19 protein-coding genes and 1 tRNA gene are annotated in these 20,339 nt (G+C 64.9%); 8 read left to right on the top strand and 12 right to left on the bottom strand.

Annotated elements, in window-relative coordinates:
- Positions 1-212 precede the first annotated feature (212 nt).
- Positions 213-785 (bottom strand): YqgE/AlgH family protein, encoded by a 573-nt coding sequence (locus tag VFZ97_06885; GenBank protein ID HEX6393149.1) that lies wholly within the window; start codon positions 783-785, stop codon positions 213-215.
- 17 nt (positions 786-802) lie between these two features.
- On the opposite strand from VFZ97_06885, the gene VFZ97_06880 reads away from it, so the two are divergent.
- Positions 803-1,858, top strand: coding sequence for a glucose 1-dehydrogenase (locus tag VFZ97_06880; protein ID HEX6393148.1), 1,056 nt, complete (start codon positions 803-805; stop codon positions 1,856-1,858).
- Positions 1,859-1,898: 40 nt separating this feature from the next.
- On the opposite strand, the gene VFZ97_06875 is transcribed toward VFZ97_06880, so the two are convergent.
- The 3 genes from VFZ97_06875 to VFZ97_06865 form a co-directional block, all read right to left on the bottom strand.
- Positions 1,899-2,816 (bottom strand): type IV toxin-antitoxin system AbiEi family antitoxin domain-containing protein, encoded by a 918-nt coding sequence (locus tag VFZ97_06875; GenBank protein HEX6393147.1) that lies wholly within the window; start codon positions 2,814-2,816, stop codon positions 1,899-1,901.
- 222 nt (positions 2,817-3,038) lie between these two features.
- Positions 3,039-4,901: a translational GTPase TypA gene (gene typA, locus VFZ97_06870; protein ID HEX6393146.1), complete on the bottom strand. Its 1,863-nt coding sequence runs from the start codon at positions 4,899-4,901 to the stop codon at positions 3,039-3,041.
- Positions 4,902-4,942: 41 nt separating this feature from the next.
- Positions 4,943-6,553, bottom strand: coding sequence for an AarF/UbiB family protein (locus tag VFZ97_06865; GenBank protein HEX6393145.1), 1,611 nt, complete (start codon positions 6,551-6,553; stop codon positions 4,943-4,945).
- Positions 6,554-6,635: 82 nt separating this feature from the next.
- Here VFZ97_06865 and bcp point away from each other — a divergent pair, with 82 nt between their 5' ends.
- Positions 6,636-7,094 carry a thioredoxin-dependent thiol peroxidase gene (bcp, locus tag VFZ97_06860; GenBank protein HEX6393144.1) on the top strand — a complete coding sequence of 153 codons (459 nt, stop codon included), beginning with the start codon at positions 6,636-6,638 and terminating at the stop codon, positions 7,092-7,094.
- 27 nt (positions 7,095-7,121) lie between these two features.
- On the opposite strand, the gene VFZ97_06855 is transcribed toward bcp, so the two are convergent.
- The 4 genes from VFZ97_06855 to VFZ97_06840 form a co-directional block, all read right to left on the bottom strand.
- Positions 7,122-8,339 carry a beta-ketoacyl-ACP synthase II gene (locus tag VFZ97_06855; GenBank protein HEX6393143.1) on the bottom strand — a complete coding sequence of 406 codons (1,218 nt, stop codon included), beginning with the start codon at positions 8,337-8,339 and terminating at the stop codon, positions 7,122-7,124.
- Complete coding sequence (gene acpP, locus VFZ97_06850) at positions 8,339-8,578, bottom strand: acyl carrier protein (GenBank protein ID HEX6393142.1); 240 nt, start codon at positions 8,576-8,578, stop codon at positions 8,339-8,341. Before acpP ends, VFZ97_06855 begins: the two co-directional genes overlap by 1 nt.
- Positions 8,579-8,653: 75 nt before the next feature.
- Entirely contained in the window at positions 8,654-9,652 is a 999-nt protein-coding gene (locus VFZ97_06845; GenBank protein ID HEX6393141.1) for a beta-ketoacyl-ACP synthase III, read from the bottom strand.
- A complete protein-coding gene (locus VFZ97_06840; protein ID HEX6393140.1) occupies positions 9,634-10,839 on the bottom strand; it encodes an ACP S-malonyltransferase in 1,206 nt (401 codons plus the stop codon). Before VFZ97_06840 ends, VFZ97_06845 begins: the two co-directional genes overlap by 19 nt.
- A 97-nt stretch (positions 10,840-10,936) precedes the next feature.
- Here VFZ97_06840 and VFZ97_06835 point away from each other — a divergent pair.
- Positions 10,937-11,023: transfer RNA gene (locus tag VFZ97_06835), tRNA-Leu, on the top strand.
- Between the two features lie 62 nt (positions 11,024-11,085).
- Here the strand turns inward: VFZ97_06835 and VFZ97_06830 are convergent.
- A complete protein-coding gene (locus VFZ97_06830) occupies positions 11,086-12,582 on the bottom strand; it encodes a GGDEF domain-containing protein (GenBank protein HEX6393139.1) in 1,497 nt (498 codons plus the stop codon).
- A 166-nt stretch (positions 12,583-12,748) separates the two neighbouring features.
- Between VFZ97_06830 and VFZ97_06825 the strand changes: the two genes are divergently transcribed.
- Positions 12,749-13,492, top strand: a complete 744-nt coding sequence (locus tag VFZ97_06825; GenBank protein HEX6393138.1) for a hypothetical protein — start codon at positions 12,749-12,751, stop codon at positions 13,490-13,492.
- A gap of 24 nt (positions 13,493-13,516) precedes the next feature.
- Here the strand turns inward: VFZ97_06825 and VFZ97_06820 are convergent, their stop codons facing one another.
- The gene (locus VFZ97_06820) at positions 13,517-15,040 is read right to left on the bottom strand and encodes a HAMP domain-containing sensor histidine kinase (protein ID HEX6393137.1); all 1,524 of its coding nucleotides are present in this window, start codon (positions 15,038-15,040) and stop codon (positions 13,517-13,519) included.
- A gap of 3 nt (positions 15,041-15,043) precedes the next feature.
- Positions 15,044-15,724 (bottom strand): response regulator transcription factor, encoded by a 681-nt coding sequence (locus tag VFZ97_06815; protein HEX6393136.1) that lies wholly within the window; start codon positions 15,722-15,724, stop codon positions 15,044-15,046.
- Positions 15,725-15,951: 227 nt separating this feature from the next.
- Here VFZ97_06815 and VFZ97_06810 point away from each other — a divergent pair, with 227 nt between their 5' ends.
- Genes VFZ97_06810 through VFZ97_06795 form a run of 4 tightly spaced genes read left to right on the top strand, consistent with a single transcriptional unit; the run spans position 15,952 to position 19,531 of the window.
- Positions 15,952-16,248: a hypothetical protein gene (locus VFZ97_06810; protein ID HEX6393135.1), complete on the top strand. Its 297-nt coding sequence runs from the start codon at positions 15,952-15,954 to the stop codon at positions 16,246-16,248.
- Positions 16,249-16,306: 58 nt separating this feature from the next.
- On the top strand, positions 16,307-16,909 hold the full coding sequence (locus tag VFZ97_06805; GenBank protein HEX6393134.1) for a response regulator: 603 nt from the start codon (positions 16,307-16,309) through the stop codon (positions 16,907-16,909).
- Between the two features lie 46 nt (positions 16,910-16,955).
- Positions 16,956-18,581 carry an acyl-CoA synthetase gene (locus VFZ97_06800; protein HEX6393133.1) on the top strand — a complete coding sequence of 542 codons (1,626 nt, stop codon included), beginning with the start codon at positions 16,956-16,958 and terminating at the stop codon, positions 18,579-18,581.
- A 2-nt stretch (positions 18,582-18,583) separates the two neighbouring features.
- On the top strand, positions 18,584-19,531 hold the full coding sequence (locus VFZ97_06795; GenBank protein ID HEX6393132.1) for an alpha/beta hydrolase: 948 nt from the start codon (positions 18,584-18,586) through the stop codon (positions 19,529-19,531).
- On the opposite strand, the gene VFZ97_06790 is transcribed toward VFZ97_06795, so the two are convergent.
- A partial coding sequence (locus tag VFZ97_06790) for an agmatinase family protein (protein HEX6393131.1) occupies positions 19,512-20,339 on the bottom strand: 828 nt, incomplete at its 5' end. The two genes, VFZ97_06795 and VFZ97_06790, sit on opposite strands and share 20 nt — an antisense overlap.

The raw sequence follows: 20,339 nt of genomic DNA, 5'->3' as shown, positions 1-20,339 counted from the left end.
GCTGCGTTTTGTGTTGGCCTGCGTTTTTCCGGTGCAAATGGTTTCTGCGGTTAAATTTTGACGTTTCGGGTTGCGCTCGTCCCTCAAAAACCAGATGTCCCGAATTTCGACCAGCCGGGGGCCCTGGATCCCCCTCCGGTCTGCAACCCACCCTCGAGCCGGACCAAGCCAAGCCGAACCGAGCCGATTCGAACCGAGCCGATCCGAACCACTTAGTTAAGGACCGGATCGTCCGGGTAAGCCGAAACGAGCGCCAGCCCGCCCTTCTGCCGGCGGAGCACGTGCTTCCAGAGGAGGTCCGGGTCCTCGCAGAAGATGTCGCTGGCCTCTCCATCGACCACCCACCACGCCCCGGCCGCGATCTCGCCCTCCAGCTGGCCGGTGCCCCATCCGGCGTAGCCGGCGAAGAACCGAACCTCGCTCAATGAGCTCTGCAGGCCTTCGGGACCCAGGTCGAGGTCGAGCGTTCCGACGTCCCGAGTCACCGCAGTCCAGCCGCCGGGAGGGGTGCTGCTGGCGGGATGGGTGAACGAACGGGCGAGGCATATGACAGCCCGATGGTCGACGGGTCCGCCGACAAATACCACCGCCGGCGAAGCGGCAAGCGGTTCCCACTCGGAGAGCGGGACCTTGAGCGAGGTCTTGCTTGGCCGGTTGAGCACAAGGCCGACCGCGCCCTCGTCGTTGTAGGCGATGAGTAGGACGACCGTGCGGTCGAAGTTGGGGTCGGGAAGCAGTGGGTTGGCGACAAGTAACCGTCCAGCTTCGAGGTGCTCGTTGCGCACCCGACTAGCTTGCCATTATGCGTGCGGTCACAGTTCTTCCCTTGAAGGCCGGATCGGTGGACCTTACCGACGTTCCGGAGCCTCCGGATTCCGACGGCCCGGTGCTTGTCGAGACGAGAGCCATCGGGGTGTGTGGAACCGACCTGGAGATCATCAACGGTGAGTACGGATGGGCTCCGCCGGGGGAGGAGCGCCTCGTTATCGGACATGAGTCGATCGGCGAAGTGATCGAAGCTCCCAGCGGGACCGGACTCGCTGCCGGCGATCTCGTCGTCGCGATCGTCAGGCGACCCGACCCGGTGCCGTGCCCGAACTGCGCCATCGGGGAATGGGACATGTGCCGCAACGGCCAGTACACCGAATGGGGCATCAAGGAGCACCATGGGTACGCGCGGGAGCGTTACAGAATCACGCCGGATTTCGTGGTCAAAGTGGACCCCGCGCTTGGCGACCTCGGCGTCCTGCTCGAGCCAACAACCGTCGTCGCGAAGGCATGGGATCACATCGAGCGCATAGGAAGCCGGGCCAAGTGGCAGCCCTCCACCGTTCTGGTGACGGGAGCCGGGCCCATCGGGCTGCTGGCCGCGCTTCTCGGACGGCAGCGCGGCCTAGAGGTTCACGTGCTCGACAAGGTGACCGGTGGCCTCAAGCCTCAGCTTGTCGCTGCGCTTGGCGCCACCTACCACTCCGGTTCCGTCGCGGATATAGGGATACAGCCGGACGTAGCGATCGAATGCACCGGTGTCAGTCAGCTGATCTTCGACGTCATGGACACCGCCGGCGCGAATGGAATCGTGTGCCTCACCGGTGTCTCCTCCGGAGGTCGCGAGGTGCCGGTCGACGTCGGCCTGCTTAACCGGAGGCTGGTTCTCGAGAACGATGTTGTGTTCGGTTCGGTCAACGCCAACCGTCGCCACTATCAGGCGGGTGCAGAAGCGCTAGCCAATGCAGATCGAGGTTGGCTCTCCCAGCTGATTACCCGGCGAGTGCCGTTGTCGAATTGGCACGACGCGTACGACCGCCAGCCGGCGGACGTGAAGACCGTCCTCCAGTTCGACTCCAGTCCCAGCTAGCAGTGATTTGGGCTGAGGGCACGCTTACAGATCGGACGAATCAGGACGATCGAGCCGCGCGAGCGACGGCGTTGCGCAGAGTATGCGCGATGACGAGAGGTTCCCCCGACAACGATCGCCAATCCGAGACATAAAGCTCCCAACCTTCTGCCCGCAACTCATTCCGACGCCGCTCGTCCCGGGCCTTGTGTTCTGGGCTGAAGTGCCAGGCATACCCGTCGAGTTCCCAAGCCACCCTGTCGACGATGACGAAGTCCACTCGGTATTCGCCGTCGGGTCCGGTGACGACCTCTCGGCCGACAACGGGAATGCGGTAGGTCCGGAGGAACTGGATGCCCCGCATTTCAAGCGCACTCGGGCGAGGGGCCCCGCTAAAACCTCTGACCTTCAGTCGCTCCCGGAGTATCCCCAGCCCGTTGCGGCCCTGAACCGAGCGCCTGCCGATTTCCTGCTGCAAGCCGGCGACGGTGACCAGGCCGCTCGAAAGGGAGCGGTCAATCGCACTGTCCAGAACGCCGGCGGCGACGACGGCCGAGACGTCGATGAGGGTGCGCAGCGGGTCGGTGCAGTCGATCCCTTTCCAGCGACGGACTCTCTCCCATTGAGGGTTGCTGGTCCGGTGAACGTCGAACCCGTATCGGCGCGGGTTGCGTGAGCCTGCCACCGTGACCGCCGCCCGCTCTCCGACCTGCTTCCATGTCAGCATCGACCACAGGTAGGCGGCCGATCCGTGGGATGCGAACGAGTCGGATCCGGCCGAGAGGATCGCCTCCATGATCAGCAGTTCGGGCGTAATTGGGCTGGCGGCATTCCGGTACACGCCCGGCTTTGCCTCCACCCAGAGGCCTGAGCGAACCCGCTGGACGATCTGGCGACGAGTCAGTCCAAGGGCAGTCGCATCCGCCCGGCTGATCGCTCCGTACTGGCGGCGGAAGAGTTCACTTATACCGCTGTTCATGATATTTCATGTTAAAAGACACGGGGACGCCGGGACAAACTGTTTCTGTGGGACGCACGGAACGCGAAGCACCCGGGTCCTGTACCGCAGATGCGAAATGTCCCGAAAAAACGGTCACGACAGGCCGAGGCCCCGGCAAACCCTGGCAAACCCTTGCCCGACCCCCGCTGCTCCCTAGGACCGAGGAGCCCTGGCAGACCCTTGCCCGACCCCCGCCGCTCCCTAGGACCGAGGAGGCCTGCCAGCCGCTCGCCGGCGAGCTCGGTCGGATTGGTCGAGGATCACTTTCCGCAACCGCACACTGGCCGGCGTCACCTCGACGCATTCGTCCTCGCGGATGAACTCGAGTGCCTGCTCAAGTGAAAGCTGCAGCGCGGGGACCAGCCGAACGGTTTCGTCGGCGGCCGCGGCACGCATGTTGGTGAGCTTCTTCTCCTTGGTCGGATTGACGTCCATGTCCTCGGAGCGAGCGTTCTCGCCGACGATCATCCCTTCGTAGACCTCGACGCCCGGCCCGACAAAGAGTGCTCCCCGCTCCTGCAGGGTGGTCAGCGCGTACGACGTCGTCGGTCCGCGGCGGTCCGCAACCATCGACCCGTTCGGTCGGGTTCGAAGATCACCGTGCCAGGGCTCGTACCCCTCGAACACGTGGTGGAGCTGCCCGGTGCCCCGAGTTTCGGTGAGGAACTCGGTGCGAAAACCGATCAGCCCCCGCGACGGAACCAGCCAATCCATCCGGCACCAGCCGGTCGTTCCGTGGTTGGTCATCGACTCCATACGCCCCTTGCGCAGCGACAGGAGCTGAGTCACCACGCCCATGAAGTCCTCCGGAACGTCAACGGAGACCCGCTCCATCGGCTCGTGAAGCTTGCCGCCGATCTCCTTGGTGAGGACCTGCGGCTTGCCCACGGTCAGCTCGAAGCCCTCTCTTCGCATGAGCTCGACCAGAACGGCCAGAGCCAGCTCGCCTCGTCCCTGCACTTCCCACGTGTCGGGCCTCTCGGTCGGCAGCACCCGAATGCTCACGTTGCCGACGAGCTCGGCGTCCAGCCGGCTCTTGATCAACCGAGCCGTCAGCTTCGTGCCCGGATGTGCGCCGGAGACTGGCTTGCCCGCCAGGGGTGACGTGTTGACGCCGATGGTCATCGAGATGCTGGGATCGTCGATGGTTATGACCGGGAGCTGCCGCGGGTCTTCCGAATCGGCCAGCGTGTCACCGATCATGATTTCAGGAATTCCAGCTACGGCAATGATGTCTCCGGGGCCGGCTCCTTGCGGGGGCGCGTCGACCCGCTCGAGTGCTTCGGTCACGTACAGCTCGGACAGCCTGACCCGCTCGATCGATCGGTCGTGACGGCACCACGCCACGGTCTGGCCCTTCTTGACCCATCCGTTGCGTATCCGGCACAGAGCGAGACGGCCGACGTAGGGCGAGGCGTCGAGGTTGGTTACCAACGCCTGGAAGGGATGGCCCTCCTCGTATGACGGAGCGGGTATGTGATCGACCAGAAGGTCGAACAGAACCTTGAGGTCCGGGGCCGAGGCGACGTCCTCTGCTGCCATGGCAGCCTTGCCCGCGCGTGCGTTGCAGTAGACGATCGGGAATTCGATCTGGTGCTCGTCCGCGCCGAGGTCCATGAACAACTCGTAGACCGCGTCGATCACCTCACCGGGACGCGCGTCCGGCCGGTCGATCTTGTTGATCACGCAGATGACCGGTAGGCGGGCTTCGAGGGTCTTGCGCAGAACGAACCTGGTCTGGGGCAGCGGCCCTTCGCTGGCGTCGACCAGCAACAGAACGCCGTCGACCATGGTGAGGCCTCGTTCGACTTCCCCGCCGAAGTCCGCGTGCCCTGGAGTATCGACGATGTTGATGGTCAGGTCGCCGTATCGGACCGCGGTGTTCTTGGCCAGGATGGTGATTCCCTTCTCACGCTCCAGATCCATGGAGTCGAGGACCCGATCGGCGACTTCCTGGTTGGCTCGGAACGCGCCGGACTGCCGGAGCATGGCGTCCACCAGGGTGGTCTTGCCATGGTCGACATGGGCGACGATCGCGACGTTACGTAGGTCTGGGCGTTGCATGGGGGACTAACAGGGTACCGGCCGCGGCGGACGGTCTGGCTTTATCGCCGTGTCCTGCGGTGCTCTTCCATTCGCTTGCGGATCAGCTCCCGCCTGGCCTGCAGGTCGCGGTAGCTCATGCGCTCGACCTCGGGGGTCAGGCCGAACTGGGCACGCATTCCGTCGAGGTCGATCGCCTGCTGTCGCGGGTCGACTCCGACTTCGGCGGCGATCCGCTCGCCGTAGCGCTCGGTGAAGTAGGTCGCGATCTGGGTGACTTCGGAGAACAGATCTACATCCGGTGCGAGCGTCGCAAGGGCGCCGTCGAGGAAAAGCATGTCCTTGACGTACAGCATGAGCACCTTCGGGAAGCGGGCGCCGTAACCGAGCAGCTTCTTGATCATCTCCCGAATCTCGGAGAGCAGCTCGTCGGGGGTCATCGTGGTCGGATCCTTGACCGGCTGGTCGAGTCCAAGATCCCGGACTACGCAGTCGAGGTCAGTGTCGGCGGGAAGCGCCCCTAGGTCGCGCAGCGCAGACAGCTGCATCTTGACGTCGTTGATCGTGCCGCCCATGAGCATCCGCAGGAAGGCGAGGCGGCGTGGCTCGTCGAGCCGGCCGGTGATGCCGTAGTCGAGAAGGGCGATGGTTCCGTCGTGCCGCACGAACAGGTTCCCGCCGTGAAGGTCCCCGTGGAAGACCCCGAACAGGGTCGCTCCTTCGAAGAAGGAGATCATCAACGCCCTCACCACCGCTTCGGTGTCGATGCCGGCGGCCCGCATTCCCTCGACGTCGTCGAAACAGAACCCGTCGAGTCTCTCCATCACCAGAACTCTCGGTGTAACGAGCGTCGGGTGTGGGCGTGGCACGACAACCGATCGCTGTCCCGTGGAGGCGAAGACATGCGCGATGTCGAGCATGTTGTCCGCTTCGAGACGGAAGTCGAGTTCCTCGACGATCGTCTCGGCGAAAAGCTCTACGAGCGCGGGGGGATTGGCGAGCGCAGTTACCGGGATTCGTCCGATGAGAAAGGGTGCGATCCAGCTCATCGCGGCAAGATCCGAGCGGACGAGCTCCGCGACCGTCGGTCTCTGCACCTTCACGACGACCTCTTCGCCGGTGCGGAGCTTCGCTGCGTGCACCTGGGCGATCGAGGCAGCGGCGACCGGGGTTCTGTCGAACCGCTCGAAGACTTCCTCGAGCCGCTTGCCTAGATCCTGTTCGACCACGCTCCTTACCGTTTCGAAGGTTTCGGGAGGCACACGGTCACGCAGGAACCGGAACTGGGTGACCAGCTCGACCGGAAACAGCCCCTCGCCGGAGGAAAGGATCTGGCCGAGCTTTATGTAGGTGGGCCCGAGCGCCTGGAACGCTTCGCGCAGCCGCCGCGACAGCCCCGCGCGTGAGATCTCAGGTTGGTTGCTGCGCCTTGCTCTTCTCCGGTCGAGCAGGTACCAGCCACCGAGTGCCCGTCCGAGTGTGAAACCCACCCTCACGACCCGCCGACCGGGCGGAAGACGGCGCCGGCGAAGAAGCTCGGGAACCTGGGCCGCTGTGCGGGCCCGAAGCGCCGCGCAGCCCTTCCGCCACACCAGGTGGTCCGGGTCGACCAACCACGGAGGGTCTGAACTGAACCCTCCTACGGCAAGGTCGACGGGCGTCGGCTGCTGCATCCTTCGACCCTAGTGGGAGGCGGAACGGAACCGACATCCGAGGAAACCGGAGTTCGATCAGGACTGGCTACGATGCGCGTTCATGGCCCAGCTGAAACCTGGAGACAAGGCACCCACGTTCACCCTGCTCGACCAAAGCGGCCAAAAGGTGAAGCTGTCCGACTTCAAGGGAAGGTCTGTTCTGGTCTACTTCTATCCGAAGGCCGATACGCCCGGTTGCACCGCGCAGGCGTGCGGCCTGAGGGACATCCTCGGCGACATCGGAGACACGGCCGTCCTAGGAATCAGCCCGGACCCGCCGGCCCGCCAGGCCAAGTTCGATCAGAAGTACGGCCTCGGATTTCCGCTGCTCGCGGACGAGGACCATGCGGTCGCCGACGCCTACGGAGTGTGGACGGAGAAGTCGATGTATGGAAAGAAGTACATGGGCATTCTCCGTTCCGCCTTCCTGGTTGACGGAAAGGGCAAGCTCGCTCAGGTCTGGTACAAGATCTCCCCGGCGGACACGCCGAAGAACCTGCTCGCCGCGCTGGCTGCCTGACTCTTCGCGCCGGGGGCGCAAGATGATTCAGGCGATCGGGCCCAACACCAGGGTTCCGTTGTGACCGCCGAAGCCGAACGAGTTCGACAGCGCCGGTCCCGGTTCCCATTTGCGCGGCTGGCCGCGTACAACATCAATCGTTATCTCGGGATCCTGGTCGTTGAGTCCGGCGGTGGGCGGAATGAGAGAGCGCTCGATCGTCAGCGCCAGGGCGGCGGCCTCGAGCGAACCTGCCGCACCGAGTGAATGGCCGGTGATTCCCTTGATCGAGGTGACGGCCGGTCCGGGGGAGCCGAACACTTTTACGATCGCCTGTGACTCGGCGAGGTCGTTGGCGGGCGTGGAGGTTCCGTGGGCGTTGATGTGGGTCACAGCCTCGGCCCCTACTCCAGCGTCGACCAACGCCAACTCCATGCACGTGACCGCTCCGATCCCTTGAGGAGCCGGAGCGGTGATGTGGTGGGCGTCGGCCGTACTGGCTGCCCCGAGCACTTCCGCGTAGATCTTTGCTCCCCGTGCAACGGCACGGTCGAGCTCCTCGAGCACGAGGATGCCCGCCCCCTCTCCCATAACGAAGCCGTCACGCTTGGCATCGAACGGCATGGATACGCCGGTCGTGGAAAGGGCGGTCATGTTGGTGAAGCCGGCGATGCTCGTCTCGGTCATGGCCGCCTCGGCAGATCCAGCGATGACGACGTCGCAACGGCCGGTTGCTACGAGGCGGGCTCCGTTCGCGACGCTGTGCGTCCCGGCTGCGCACGCCGTCACGGTTGTCTCGCAGGGCCCGCGGAACCCGTATCGCATCGAGATGTCGGCCGCACCCCGGTTGCCCATCATCATCGGAACGAGGAACGGGCTTACCCTGCGGGCTCCGCGGTCGAGGAGCACCTTTATCTGTTCTTCGAGTGTCTCGATGCCCCCTACGCCCGTGCCGACGATTACGCCGGTCCGATCCGGATCCGAAGCGAACGAGCTCACCCCGCCCGCGTCTTCCACGGCCTCGGCAGCGGCGACCGCCGCGAACTGAGTGAAGCGGTCGACTCGCCGAATTTCCTTGGGCCCGAAGATCGGAGTGGCGTCGAACGCCTCCACCCGTCGGGGTCCTTCGGGTGCCGGGCCGAGAAGGCCCGCCCAGAAGGCGTCTCGCCCGACACCGCACGGCGCGACCACTCCGACCCCGGTGACGACAACCCGGCGGCCCTGGATTCCATCGCGCCCGTTAGGCGTCGGGTGGACGACCAGCATCAGAGCTTGGACGATACGAGCTCGAACGCCTGGCCGACGGTCTCGACGCCTTCGAGTTCGGACTCGTCGACGCTGATGCCGAACTCCTCCTCGAGCGCCATTACCAGCTCAACCAGGTCGAGGCTGTCCGCGTCGAGATCGGGGCCGAAGGCCGCGTCGGGGGTGACCTTGTCGGCCGGGACTTGCAGAACGTCGACGGCGCACTGCTTGAACTTGTCGAATGCTTCAGTGTTGTCCATTTCTTCCTCCGTCCGAGCCTGTGGGGTCAAGCCATCCAGTGCCAGAATTACGAAATTAGTTGCTCGCCGAGATGGTCAGCGCCGCCCCCAACGCCATACCGCCGAGGCCCAGGTCATTCCCGCGCCGAAGCCCGCCAGGAGCACGAGGTCCCCGTCTTTCAACCGACCTGATTCGACCGCGTCGATCAGCGCCAGTGGGATCGAGGCCGAGCTTGTGTTCCCGGTCTTGTCGATCACCGAGGCGACCTTTTCTTCGGGCAGCCCTAAGCGGGATGCGGCTGCCTCCATGATCCGGATGTTGGCTTGATGAGGGACGAAGAGCGCGATGTCGTCTGCTGTCACCTTGGCGCGCTCCATCGACGCCGTGGCGGAGTCGACCGTTACCCGGACCGCCTTGCGGAACACCTCCTGCCCCCGCATGACCATGCCGGGCGACCCGTGGTCCGCGTACAGGAGGGGCACCAAGGTCCCGTCAACGCCGAGATCCCAGCCGAGGAGCGAGCTTTCGCCAGGGCAGGCCTCGACCACGACCGCGCCGGCGCCGTCCCCGAACAAGAAGGCGTTCGTGCGGTCGTCCCAGTTGGTAGCCCGCGTCAGGGTCTCGGATCCGACGAGAAGAACTTTCTCCAGCCCAGCGGCGACCATTCCGGCAGCGGTTACCAGCCCGTAGGTGAACCCGGCGCACGCGGCGTTGACGTCCATCGCGCCTCCGCCGATCCCCAAGCCGGCCGACGCGGCGGCGGATGAGGCGGGAATTAGTTGGTCAGGGGTGGTCGTGCAAAGTATGAGCAGTCCGACGTCGGACGCCTGGACGCCCGCGACGGCAAGCGCCTTCTTACCGGCGGCGACAGCAAGAGCCCCAGTCGTACCCAGTCCCTCTTTTGGGTGGGCCGGAGGTTGCTCCGGCACGAATGGTCCTGTGGCGGCTCGGCGGGTCCGTATGCCGCTGCGCTCGACGATCCACTCGTCGCTGGTCTCGAAAAGGGTCGTCATGTCCTCGTTGGTGACGACCGTGTCGGGTAGCGCGCTTCCCCAACCGGTGATGTGAGCCCCCGTCATGACGCGTGCAGCCAAGCAATAGGTTGCCCGGTCTGGACCCGCTCACCTGGGTGGGCCAGGGTGCCTTCGAGCCGACCGGCGAATGGTGAACGAATCTCCTCTCCGGAGACCGTGCCGAGGAGGGTTCCGACGACGATGCCCGCGCCGGGGGAAAGGTCGGTACCTGACGCTGGCTCGAAGATTCCGGCGCTTGGGCTGATGACAACCCTCTCGGAAACGTACAAGTGCTCCCCTTGGTGTTCTGCGGCGAACGCGTGCATCGCCGGGCTTCCCGCAGCGGTCTCGACGAGCGTGTCCAGGTCGGCCGGAACAGTCACGGCGAGTGCTGTCACGCTCGGAAGCGTCTGGCGGATCATGGTAGCGAGCGAGTCCCCCGGGCCGAGTTCGACGAAAAGCCACTCGGTGTCCGCGCCGCGGTCGAGAATGCCACCCAGGCGCATGACGCTTTGACGCCACCGGACCGGATTGCACAGCTGAGCCGAAAGGAGTCGTGGCCATTCACCGCCACCCACGTGGTTGCGCGCGTCGACGTTCGCGATCGCCGGAATGTCGCTGTCATGGAATGTCGTGGAGGCGAGGACCTTACGCAGTCTCGTTCGAGCAGTCTCCATGTAAGGAGTGTGGAACGCTCCGCCGACCGGCACGGGAGTGACCTTCCTTGCCTCCATGCCGACGGCTATGGCGCCCGCCAGGGCGACCGCTTCGGCGTCACCTGCGATCACGGTTTCCTCGGCGCTGTTGAAGTTGGCCACCCACACGTCGCCATCAGCCAGGCGACAGGCGATGTCTACGGTGTCAGAGTCGCATCCCGAGACGATCGCCATGACCCCGTGCTGCGCGTCGGCCGCGGACTGCATCGCGGCGCCTCGCTCCGCGACGACCCGCACCGAGTCCTCGAACCCGAGAACGCCGCTCGCGGCTAGAGCGCTGTACTCACCGACCGAGTGACCTGCGACTCCCGTCGGCTCTACGCCGAGGCGCTCGACTGCGTCGAGCACCAGCAAGCTGAAGGTAAACGTCGCTAGCTGAGCATTTCGTGTCTCGGTCAGCTCCTCTATCGACGCGTCGAGCAGGAGATGGGAGATGTCATGCCCCGATACTTCCGAAGCGTCTTCGACGATCTCCCAGGAAGGATGGAACGTCCAAGGCCGGCCCATGCCGGCGCGTTGGGCGCCTTGGCCGGGGAAGACGAACGCAGGCACTTACCGCAGACCTCCTCGGGCTTCTGATCGAGTGGGGGGCACGTTGAAGTTTGGACCACCGGGAGCGACTAGAGGTAACAGCTAATCTGGCGCCACCGCCCGGATGGCGGAATAGGCAGACGCGATGGTCTCAAACACCATTGGCCGCAAGGCCGTGCGGGTTCGATTCCCGCTCCGGGCACCAATCGACGGATATCCACAGTGGACCGCAGTATGCCGCAAAGACCTGCTTTACGGCGCGGTAACTTACGCAGCAGCGACTTCGTAGCGCATCCCGCCGAGACGCTTCGCGCGGTACATAGCGCGGTCCGCGTTCAGGCCGACGACGTCGGGATCCTCGTCCGAGTTCGCCATCGCAATCCCGATGCTGATCCTTGGCGTCACATCGCCGAGGTGCACCTCTCCCAACGCGTTGAGTATCCGACTGGCGACGCCCTCCGCCTGACTGGGGGAGGCACCGAAGAGAATGGCCGCGAACTCGTCACCGCCGAGCCGGGCGAGCACGTCGTCGTCTCGAAGCACGCTTTGCAGAGCGCTGCTCACCAGCATGAGGAGCTGGTCGCCGACCGCGTGGCCGTATGAGTCGTTCACCGCCTTCAGTCCGTCCAAATCCATCGAGAGAATCGTGAAGGACTCCTCGTGGGGGCGGCGCCTGAGAGCCAGTTCGAAGCCGCGACGGTTGGCGAGACCGGTCACCGGGTCTGTTCGAGACAACCGCTTCTGGTCTTGCATCGAGATCGCGTTGGTGAGTGCAAGCTCGATGATCTGCGCCAGCTCGATACCTCTCTTGAGAAGTTCATCGGGAATGGGCTGCCCGCTGCTGGCGATGACGAAGAGCCCGTCGACCTCGCCATTCACCCGAACTGGAATCCACGCTGCGTGAGTCACGCCCATCCGTCCGAGTATTCGTCCCGCGGTGGGTCCCGCCAAATCCCCCACAGATCCGCTGACCGGGGTGCCGGAATTCACCGCACCCTGGATCAGCGGTGCTTCCGACAAAGGCCACACCTCGTTGATGCTCTCGCTGAGCTCCTCGTACTGGCTCACGAAATGGGCCCGCCTACCGGCGATTCTCAAGTAATGGGCCCGACGCGGCGGTTGACCCGGTGATGAAGCGAGCAATGCGCCTAGACGGGTGGCGATCGTGACCACCTCCCGGGGTTCGTGTATTTGATTGAGTAGCCGTGCAGCAGCGCCGAGCGCCTCGGCCTGATGCAGCAGCTCGCCCCGACGCTGGAGCGCAACCTCGAGCCGGGTCCTGAGGGCGTGGGTGGCAACGCTGACCAGCAGGCCGACTGCGGACCACAGCACGACCCGCCGGGCGAGGACGGACAAGATGTCGTGGTCGAGTGCGGAGTTGACCCAAACCGCAACGGCACTTGCTGCTACGACCGTGACGGAGTGCCACCAGCGGAGATACAGCGCTGCCCAGGCAATGGGAACCATGACCAGCGCGACGAGGCCGGAATAGGACCCCCCTATTGAGATCGTCAGAAGCGAGGTGCTCGCGATGACAAGCAGCGGCGGAACGAGATCCGGAACGCGGCTGCGCTCCCTGCGAAACGCGGCAAGAACCAGGGCCACGGTGAGCAGGACGGCGCTCACTCCCAGCTGGGGACCGTGGGCGGGCCCCGGCGGCAGGGCTGCACTGACCTCGGCCGCGATCAGGACGCCGGCAAATGCCAGGGCAACCGGTCGCGTCCGGAGAGCCGGCTCAACTTCCGCTGATTCACTTGGGTCCATGTGGCCTGCGTGCTCCCCGGGTCGTCGAACAGCACAACTAATCGCAACTGATGGGAAGACATATCGGCTGCTTCCTCCCGCGGGTATAGGCCGAATTGCGTCGAATGCCGCTCAGGAGGCGCCCGAACCTCCGGGTATCCTCCCGGGCGCAGGATGACCCAGAAAAATGACTGGCCAGCCACAAGAAGCCGATGACCTGTTCGGATTGCGACCCGAGGAGTTCACCGCCGCCCGGAACGCCCTGGCGAAGCGACTGAAGTCCGAGGGCCTGACCGAGCAGGCGGCCGGGGTACAGGCGCTCAAGCGGCCGTCGCCAACCGCATGGGCGGTCAACCAAGTGGCTCGCGAACGGCCGGCGTTGATCGATGCACTGATCGACGCCGGCGAACGACTCCGGGCTGCCATCGAGACCACGATGGGCGGGGACCGCTCGGGGCTGCCGGCTGCGCAAGCCCAGGAGCGGCGTGCGATCGAGGACGTGGTCGGCGCCGCCGTTGCGCTGCTGGAAGCCGGCGGCAACCCGGTTCCTGAAAGCGCTCGCCACCGTATGAGTGAGACACTTCGGGCGGCGACCGTCGATAGCTCGGTGGCCGAGCGGCTGCGGAAGGGCAACCTCCAGACGGACATGGCTGCACCCGGCTTCGGCCTCGAAGCCATCCCTGCCGGCGCCTTCTCGCGGTCACGGGTCTCTCGAGACGAGGACGATTCGCGCAATGACGATCGAGAGATTCGGCTAGGCCAGTTGCGCAGAGAGGTCGACCAAGCCGAACAGCGCCTTCAAGTGGCACGCGCCGCGGCTCGAGATGCCGAGGAAACCGCGGCCCGCCTGCGCAGCGATGTGAAAGAAGCAGAGAAGCGTCTCAGGGCGGCCCAGAAGAGTTTGGACGACGAGACCAAAGCGTCGGGCTGACGACGCTTTATGCGTGTAACCGGGTTACGGGCGGCTCTCTGATTTCGCCGTGTCGGCTCGACTCGGAATGCCGTTATCTGGTTCGGGATCGTTCGAAAGCAACGGCGCCTCATGTAGCGGTCCGGGCCAGCTGAAGCTCGGGCTGGTGTCGGGGGCGTCCGGGCCCTCGAGCTCCTGTTCCGCGACCGACGGTAACTCGATGTGAATTACCGTGCCGCCTTCGGGCGGGGATGACGCGGTGACTTGGCCGCCGTGAGCGACGACGACCTGCTTGACGATGGCCAGGCCCAAACCCGATCCGGGAAGCGCACGGGCAGTCTGGGCGCGGTAGAACCGGTCAAAGACCTTCGGCAGGTCGTTGGGGCTGATCCCGGGGCCTTGGTCACTGATATCGAGAGTCCAGTACGCGCCTCGCTGGAGCCACACTCCGACTCGGCCTCCAGGAGGGCTCCACTTGACGGCGTTGTCGAGCACGTTCAGGACGGCACGCTCGAGCAGGGCCGGGTGAGCTCGCACCGAACCGGGTGTGAGGTGCACGTCGAAATCAACGCCAGGTGCCCGCCGGCGCGCCCGCTCGACCGCTCGTTCCACGATGCTGTCGAACCGAACCTCGATGGGCTCCCCCTTCTGCTCCTCTTCCCTCGCGAGATCGACGACATCTCCCACGAGGGTGGTGAGCTCTTCCAGCTGCGCTTCGATGTCGGCCATCAGTTCGGCGCGGTCGCCGGCGGGCAGGTCCGGCACACGCAGAAGGACCTCGATGTTTGTGCGAAGGCTGGTGAGCGGGGTACGAAGTTCGTGCCCGGCGTCGGATATCAGCTGTGTCTGCTGACTTCTCGACGCTGCCAGCGCGCGCAGCATCGAGTTGAAGGCCTTTGCCAGCCGTCCCAGCTCGTCCTCGCTCTTCTCTTCGATCTCCGCGTCAAGCAGCTGGGTTGCAGCAACATGTTCGGCTGCCGCGGTCAGTCTCTCGACTGGACGGATGGTTGCCCTCCCGATGAGGTATCCGAGGCCCACAGCGACTGCCACGCCGGCGATGGCGACCAGCCACAGAATCCGGCGAAGGTCGGCGAGGGAGTGCTGGATGTCGGAGAGGGGCCGGGCGATCTGAAGCGCGAGCGGCGTTCCGTCGGGAGCGACGAAACCACCCTCGGTTATGACGCGGTAGGTCGAACCGTCGTATAGAACACTCCGGAAGCCGTAGCCGTGATTCGACTGAGCCAAGGAAGCCTGCGACTGATCAACCTGCATCGCGGGGTTGATCGACGAGTACCACACGGTGCCGTCAGGCTGAATGACCTGAATGAAACTGTTGTTCGTCCGCCTGAGGAAGGACCCGTATCGGGTTGGATTGAATGCTCCGCCTGGTGACAGCTGTGTCGCGCTCTGCACGTCGGTCTGCAACGTCGAGTCGACCTGGCCGAGCAATTGGTGGCGTACAGCCACGTAGGAGGCGACGGCGGCGAGCGCGAGACTGATTCCCACGGCCGCGGCAACCAGAACTCCTAGCCGAGCACGAAAGCTGGTGCGCATAAGCCAGTTCGCCACCGGCTACCTCCCCACCGGCTCCCGCATGACGTAACCGACTCCGCGCACCGTATGAATCAGACGGGGCTCTCCTTCGGCTTCGGTCTTGCGACGCAGATAACCGACATAGACCTCGAGGGAGTTCGAGTTCGCGCCGAAGTCGTATCCCCAGACGCGGTCGAAGATCACCTCTCGCGGAAGCACCTGTCTCGGGTTGCGCAACAGGAGCTCGAGCAGGAGGAACTCGGTTCTGGTGAGCTCGATGCGCCGCTTTCCTCTGAACACGTCACGGGTGCCCGGGTCGAGCGACAGATCGGAGTAGCGGAGCATGTCGCTGTCGCTCGAGGCGCTCCGGCGCATGAGAGCCCTTATGCGGGCTAGCAGCTCCTCGAGGGCGAAGGGCTTCACGAGATAGTCGTCCGCCCCGGCATCGAGGCCTTCCACCCGCTCGTCGATCGCCGCCCGCGCAGTCAGGATCAGCACGGGGGTGTGGTCTCCGGCCCGGCGAAGCCGCCGGGTTACTTCGAGCCCGTCCATCTTCGGCATCGCCACGTCGAGGACGATCGCGTCTGCCGGATGCTCGGCGTGCGCTGCGAGAGCAGCGGAGCCGTCTTCCGCCATCTCCGTCGAGTACCCCTCGAACCTGAGGGCGCGGTCGAGCGCTTGGCGGACGGCCGGCTCGTCGTCGACTACGAGAACTCGCACCACTCCAGTGTGACGGAAACATCTGAGAAACGGCTGAACGCTGCGAGAAAAGGAGAACCGAGACCCTGCGGCCGGGCATCGGGCCGGGGTCACGCGTCCCGCCGGCGAAGCCGGCCTCAATCGGGGGCAGGGCCCGGGGCCCCAAGTCGGTGTCCGAGTCGCTGTCCAAGTCGCTGTTAGAGGGTCCCGGGGCGGATCAAGTGTTAGAGCAGTACGCTTTCGTGACCATGTCTCGCGTCCTTATCGAGCGGAGGCTGATCGACGTAGCTCAGCGTCTAAAACGCGCTCGGGAGGAACTGGCGATCATCGAGGAGCAGTTGCTGGTTCTCAACGACGCCGCCGACGAGGCGCGCATCCGCTCGCTCGTGTCCGAGACCCCCCTGGCCCACCGGGAGTACACCGAGGCCCAGCGGCATGCCGACGCGATGGACCGAACCCGCAAGGCGGTTCTCGCCGACGTGGCAGAGTTGCAGGCCTCTCAAGACGACCTCCTCGATCGCCTGATCGGGGAGAGTCGGGGATGAGCTGGCTTTCAGCCGGGTGAAGTTTTTTCCGTAGACGAGACCTCAAGGAGCAGTGCCCGTGGCAGTACGCGTCGTGATCGCCGAGGACGAGGCCATCGTCCGCCTCGACCTCAAGGAGATCATGGAAGAGGAGGGTTACGAGGTGGTCGGCGAGACCGGCCGTGGTGACGAGGCGGTCGAGCTCGTCAGGCAGCACCGGCCGGACATCGCCATCCTCGACATCAAGATGCCCGGTATGGACGGGCTCACCGCGGCGAGGGAGATCAGTTCCGAGCGGTTGAGCGCGGTGCTGATCCTCACCGCTTTCAGCCAGCGCGACCTGATTGAGCAGGCTCGCAACGCCGGCGCACTCGCGTACCTCGTGAAGCCGTTTCAGAAAAGCGAGCTCCTGCCCGCGATAGAGATGGCGCTCGGGCGGTTCGCCGAGATGAAGGCGCTCGACGAGCAGGTCCGGTCGTTGGAAGAGAGCCTCGAGGTTCGGAAGGCCGTTGACCGCGCCAAGGGGATCTTGATGGACGAGCTGGGATGGAAGGAGCACGAGTCTTTCTCGTGGATTCAAAAGACCGCCATGAGTGAGAGGGTTCGCATGGTGGAGGTGGCGGAGCGAATCATCAACGGCGAACTGAGACCGGCTCCTCAAAACGACGGGCACGGCGACTGAGTCCATCGGTAAGACGAGCAACTGAAACGCGTTCATAGGGGGAAATATGACGAGCTGGAACCTTGCCGACATCTGGGAGGCGGTTGCCGACGCAAGGCCCGGAAGCGAAGCGCAACGCAGCGGGGAGCGCGTGTTCACGTTCGCCGAGTTCGATCGGCGATCGAACGCGCTCGCAGCCGACCTGCTGGATGCCGGCCTTGGCCATCAAGCGAAAGTGGCGGCCTACCTCTACAACGGACCCGAATACCTCGAGGTGTACTTCGCTGCGTTCAAGGCGGGCCTGGCACCGCTGAACGTCAACTACCGCTACGGCGCCGGAGAGTTGATCTACCTGCTCGACAACGCGGACGCTGAAGCCGTCGTGTTTCACGCGGCGTTCGCCCCCATCGTCGAGGAGATCCAGCCGAAGCTCCCGAACGTCCGCCGCTGGTATGTGGTCGAAGACGGCTCCCCGGCACCCGACTGGGCGGTTCGCTACGAGGAGTTGGTGGCGAGCGGAGCAGATCGGATCGCCTCCGGCTGGGGAAGGTCCCCGGACGACCTGCTCCTCCTTTACACCGGCGGCACGACGGGCATGCCGAAAGGGGTCATGTGGCGCCAGGACGACCTGGTCAACGTCCTCGGTTCCGGCGGCAATCCCTTCATCGGGGCTCCACCAGCGAACGACGTTTCGGAGATTCGGTCGCGCCTCGAGGCCGGCCAGCCCAGCATGAGCTCACTCCCTGCCTGCCCGCTGATGCACGGCACCGGACAGTTCAGCGCTTTCATCGCCTTGATCGGCGGCGGTTGCGTCGTGACCACGCCCGGCCGAAAGTTCGACCCCGCCGTCCTGTGGCAGACCATTTCCGCTTACCGAGTCAACAGCGTTGCCATAGTCGGCGACGCGTTTGCGCGGCCGATGCTCGCCGAGCTGGACGCCAACCCTGGAAAGTACGACCTTTCGGAGCTGAAGCTGATCAACTCGTCGGGCGTGATGTGGAGCCAGGAAGTCAAGGATGGCCTGCTCCGGCACGTTCCTCACGCCATCCTCTTCGACAGCCTCGGTTCCTCCGAGGGGGTCGGTTTGGGAGCGAGCATCTCGGCCGCGGGGACTGCTGCCGGAACCGCGCAATTCTCTTTAGGCAACGGCGTGCGTGTCCTTACCCCGGACGACCGCGACGTGGAACCGGGATCGGGGGAGACGGGGGTGATCGCGCTGCCTGGTTTTCTTCCGGTCGGGTATTACAAGGACCCGGAGAAATCGGAGCGGACCTGGCGAGTCATCGACGGAGTGCGGTACGTGCTCCCGGGGGACTATGCAACGGTTGAGGCAGACGGGGCGATCAAGCTTCTGGGACGAGGGTCGGTCGTCGTGAACACGGGGGGCGAGAAGGTCTTCCCTGAGGAGGTCGAAGAGGTGATCAAACGGCTTCCCGAAGTCGCGGACGCCGTGGTCGTAGGCATCCCAGACGACCGTCTGGGCGAGACGGTGTGCGCGGTCGTCCAAAAGGAGACCGGCTCCTCGATGACCGCGGGAGAAGTTGAGGCTGCCGTCCGGGGGGAACTGGCCGGTTACAAGGTGCCGCGGAGAGTGATGTTCGTTGAATCGATAGGGCGTAGCCCCGCCGGAAAGGTTGACTACCAGCGAATCCGACGCGAGGCCGCCGAGCATCCCGCCGAGACGGTGAGCTGAACATGACGGCTCCAACGATTCCAGCCGTCGATCCGGCGATCACCGCAGAACTCGAGCTCTTTCCGATCTCCGTCGCGGATCTGAGCCTGGAGACCCTTCCCACGGTGCGCGATTTTCGATCGCAGTTGGTCGGCGGTATCGAGCTGTCCGATGCGGTCGAACGGTCGGACCTGGTGATCCCCGGACCCACCGGCGCGCCGGACGTCGCCGTACGCGTCCATCGGCCCAAGGACGTTTCGGGTGACCTGCCCTGCGTCTACTCGATTCACGGCGGCGGCTATGTCATCGGGAGCTACGACATGGACGACCTTCGTTTCGACAACTGGTGCCCGAGGCTGGGTGCTGTAGGAGTGTCTGTCGAGTATCGCCTCGCGCCAGAGACCGCTTACCCGGGGCCACTCGAAGATTGTTACGCAGGGCTCAAGTGGGTCCATGACAACGCGGACACCCTCGGCATCGATCGGGGAAGGATCGGTGTCTCCGGTGCGAGTGCGGGCGGTGGACTCGCCGCCGGATTGGCTCTGCTGGCGCGTGACCGCGGCGATATACCCCTGGCCTTCCAAATGCTGATCTACCCGATGATCGATGATCGGCGGGTCACGCCGTCAAGCCGTTGGGACGTTCCGATCTGGAGCCCGGCAAACAACGAGTTTGGTTGGCGCTGCTATCTCGGCGACCTGTTCGGCACTGACGACGTGCCTGCGTACGCGGCCGCGTCGAGGGCTGAGAACCTCGAGGGGCTTCCACCGACCGGTATTTGGGTTGGCACCGCCGACGGGTTCTGCGACGAGGACATCATCTACGCCCAGCGGCTCATCCAGGCGGGGGTCCCGACGGAACTGCACGTGTACCCCGGCGCGCCGCACGCCTTCGACATGTTTCCATCAGCGGACGTCTCGAAGCGCTGCCGGCGAGAGATGCTCGACTGGCTCAGGTCTGCGCTCTCCTAGGGTCGAGGAGCGGCCAGCCCGGCTGAGGTTTCGGGCCGGCTTCGCCGGGGTGGCGCCTCCAGGCGACGCCAGAAAGTGCCTCGAGCACGACACGGTTGGCGAGGAACGCGGTGACCTCTGAGTTGTCGTATGGCGGAGCGACCTCGACGACGTCCATCCCGGCGAGAGGAACTTCCATCGCAATCCTGCGCACAGCGTCGAGGAGTTGGCGCGTCGACAACCCGCCGGGTTCAGGTGTTCCAGTTCCCGGTGCCATGCCGGGATCGACCACGTCTACGTCGACGGAAAGGAACACCCCGTCACAGTCGTCGGTCGCGATCGCAATGGCCTCGGTGAGACAGTCATCGAGCCCGCGCTCGACGATCTCGGCCATCTCGTAGCTGCGCATGCGTTGCTCGGCCATCCACGCGAGTGTCTCGGGGTCGGGCCAGTAGCCGCGCAGCCCGATTTGCAGGAACCGGTCTCCGCGCGCCGCGCCCGACTCGATGAGCCTGCGCATGGGTGTGCCGTGACCGATCAGCGACCCGTACTGGGTGTTCCCTGTGTCCGCGTGTGCGTCGAAGTGGATGACCGACACCCGACCCCAGCCGACTTGGCGGGCGACTCCGGTCACGTCCGGCCATGCGATCGTGTGGTCACCGCCGAGCACCACCGGGATCGCGCCTGAGGTAGCGATTGTCAGCACCGCCGCTTCGAGTCGCGCCATCGATGTCTCGATCTCGCCCGGCGGCATCTCGACGTCTCCCGCATCGACCACGCGGAGATCGGCCAGGGGATCGACGCCAAGAGCCAGGTGCGGCCGGCTCCC

The sequence above is a fragment of the Acidimicrobiales bacterium genome (genome assembly GCA_036378675.1).
Classification (GTDB): Bacteria; Actinomycetota; Acidimicrobiia; order Acidimicrobiales; family Palsa-688; genus DASUWA01.
This window is presented reverse-complemented; position numbering and strand designations above follow the sequence as displayed.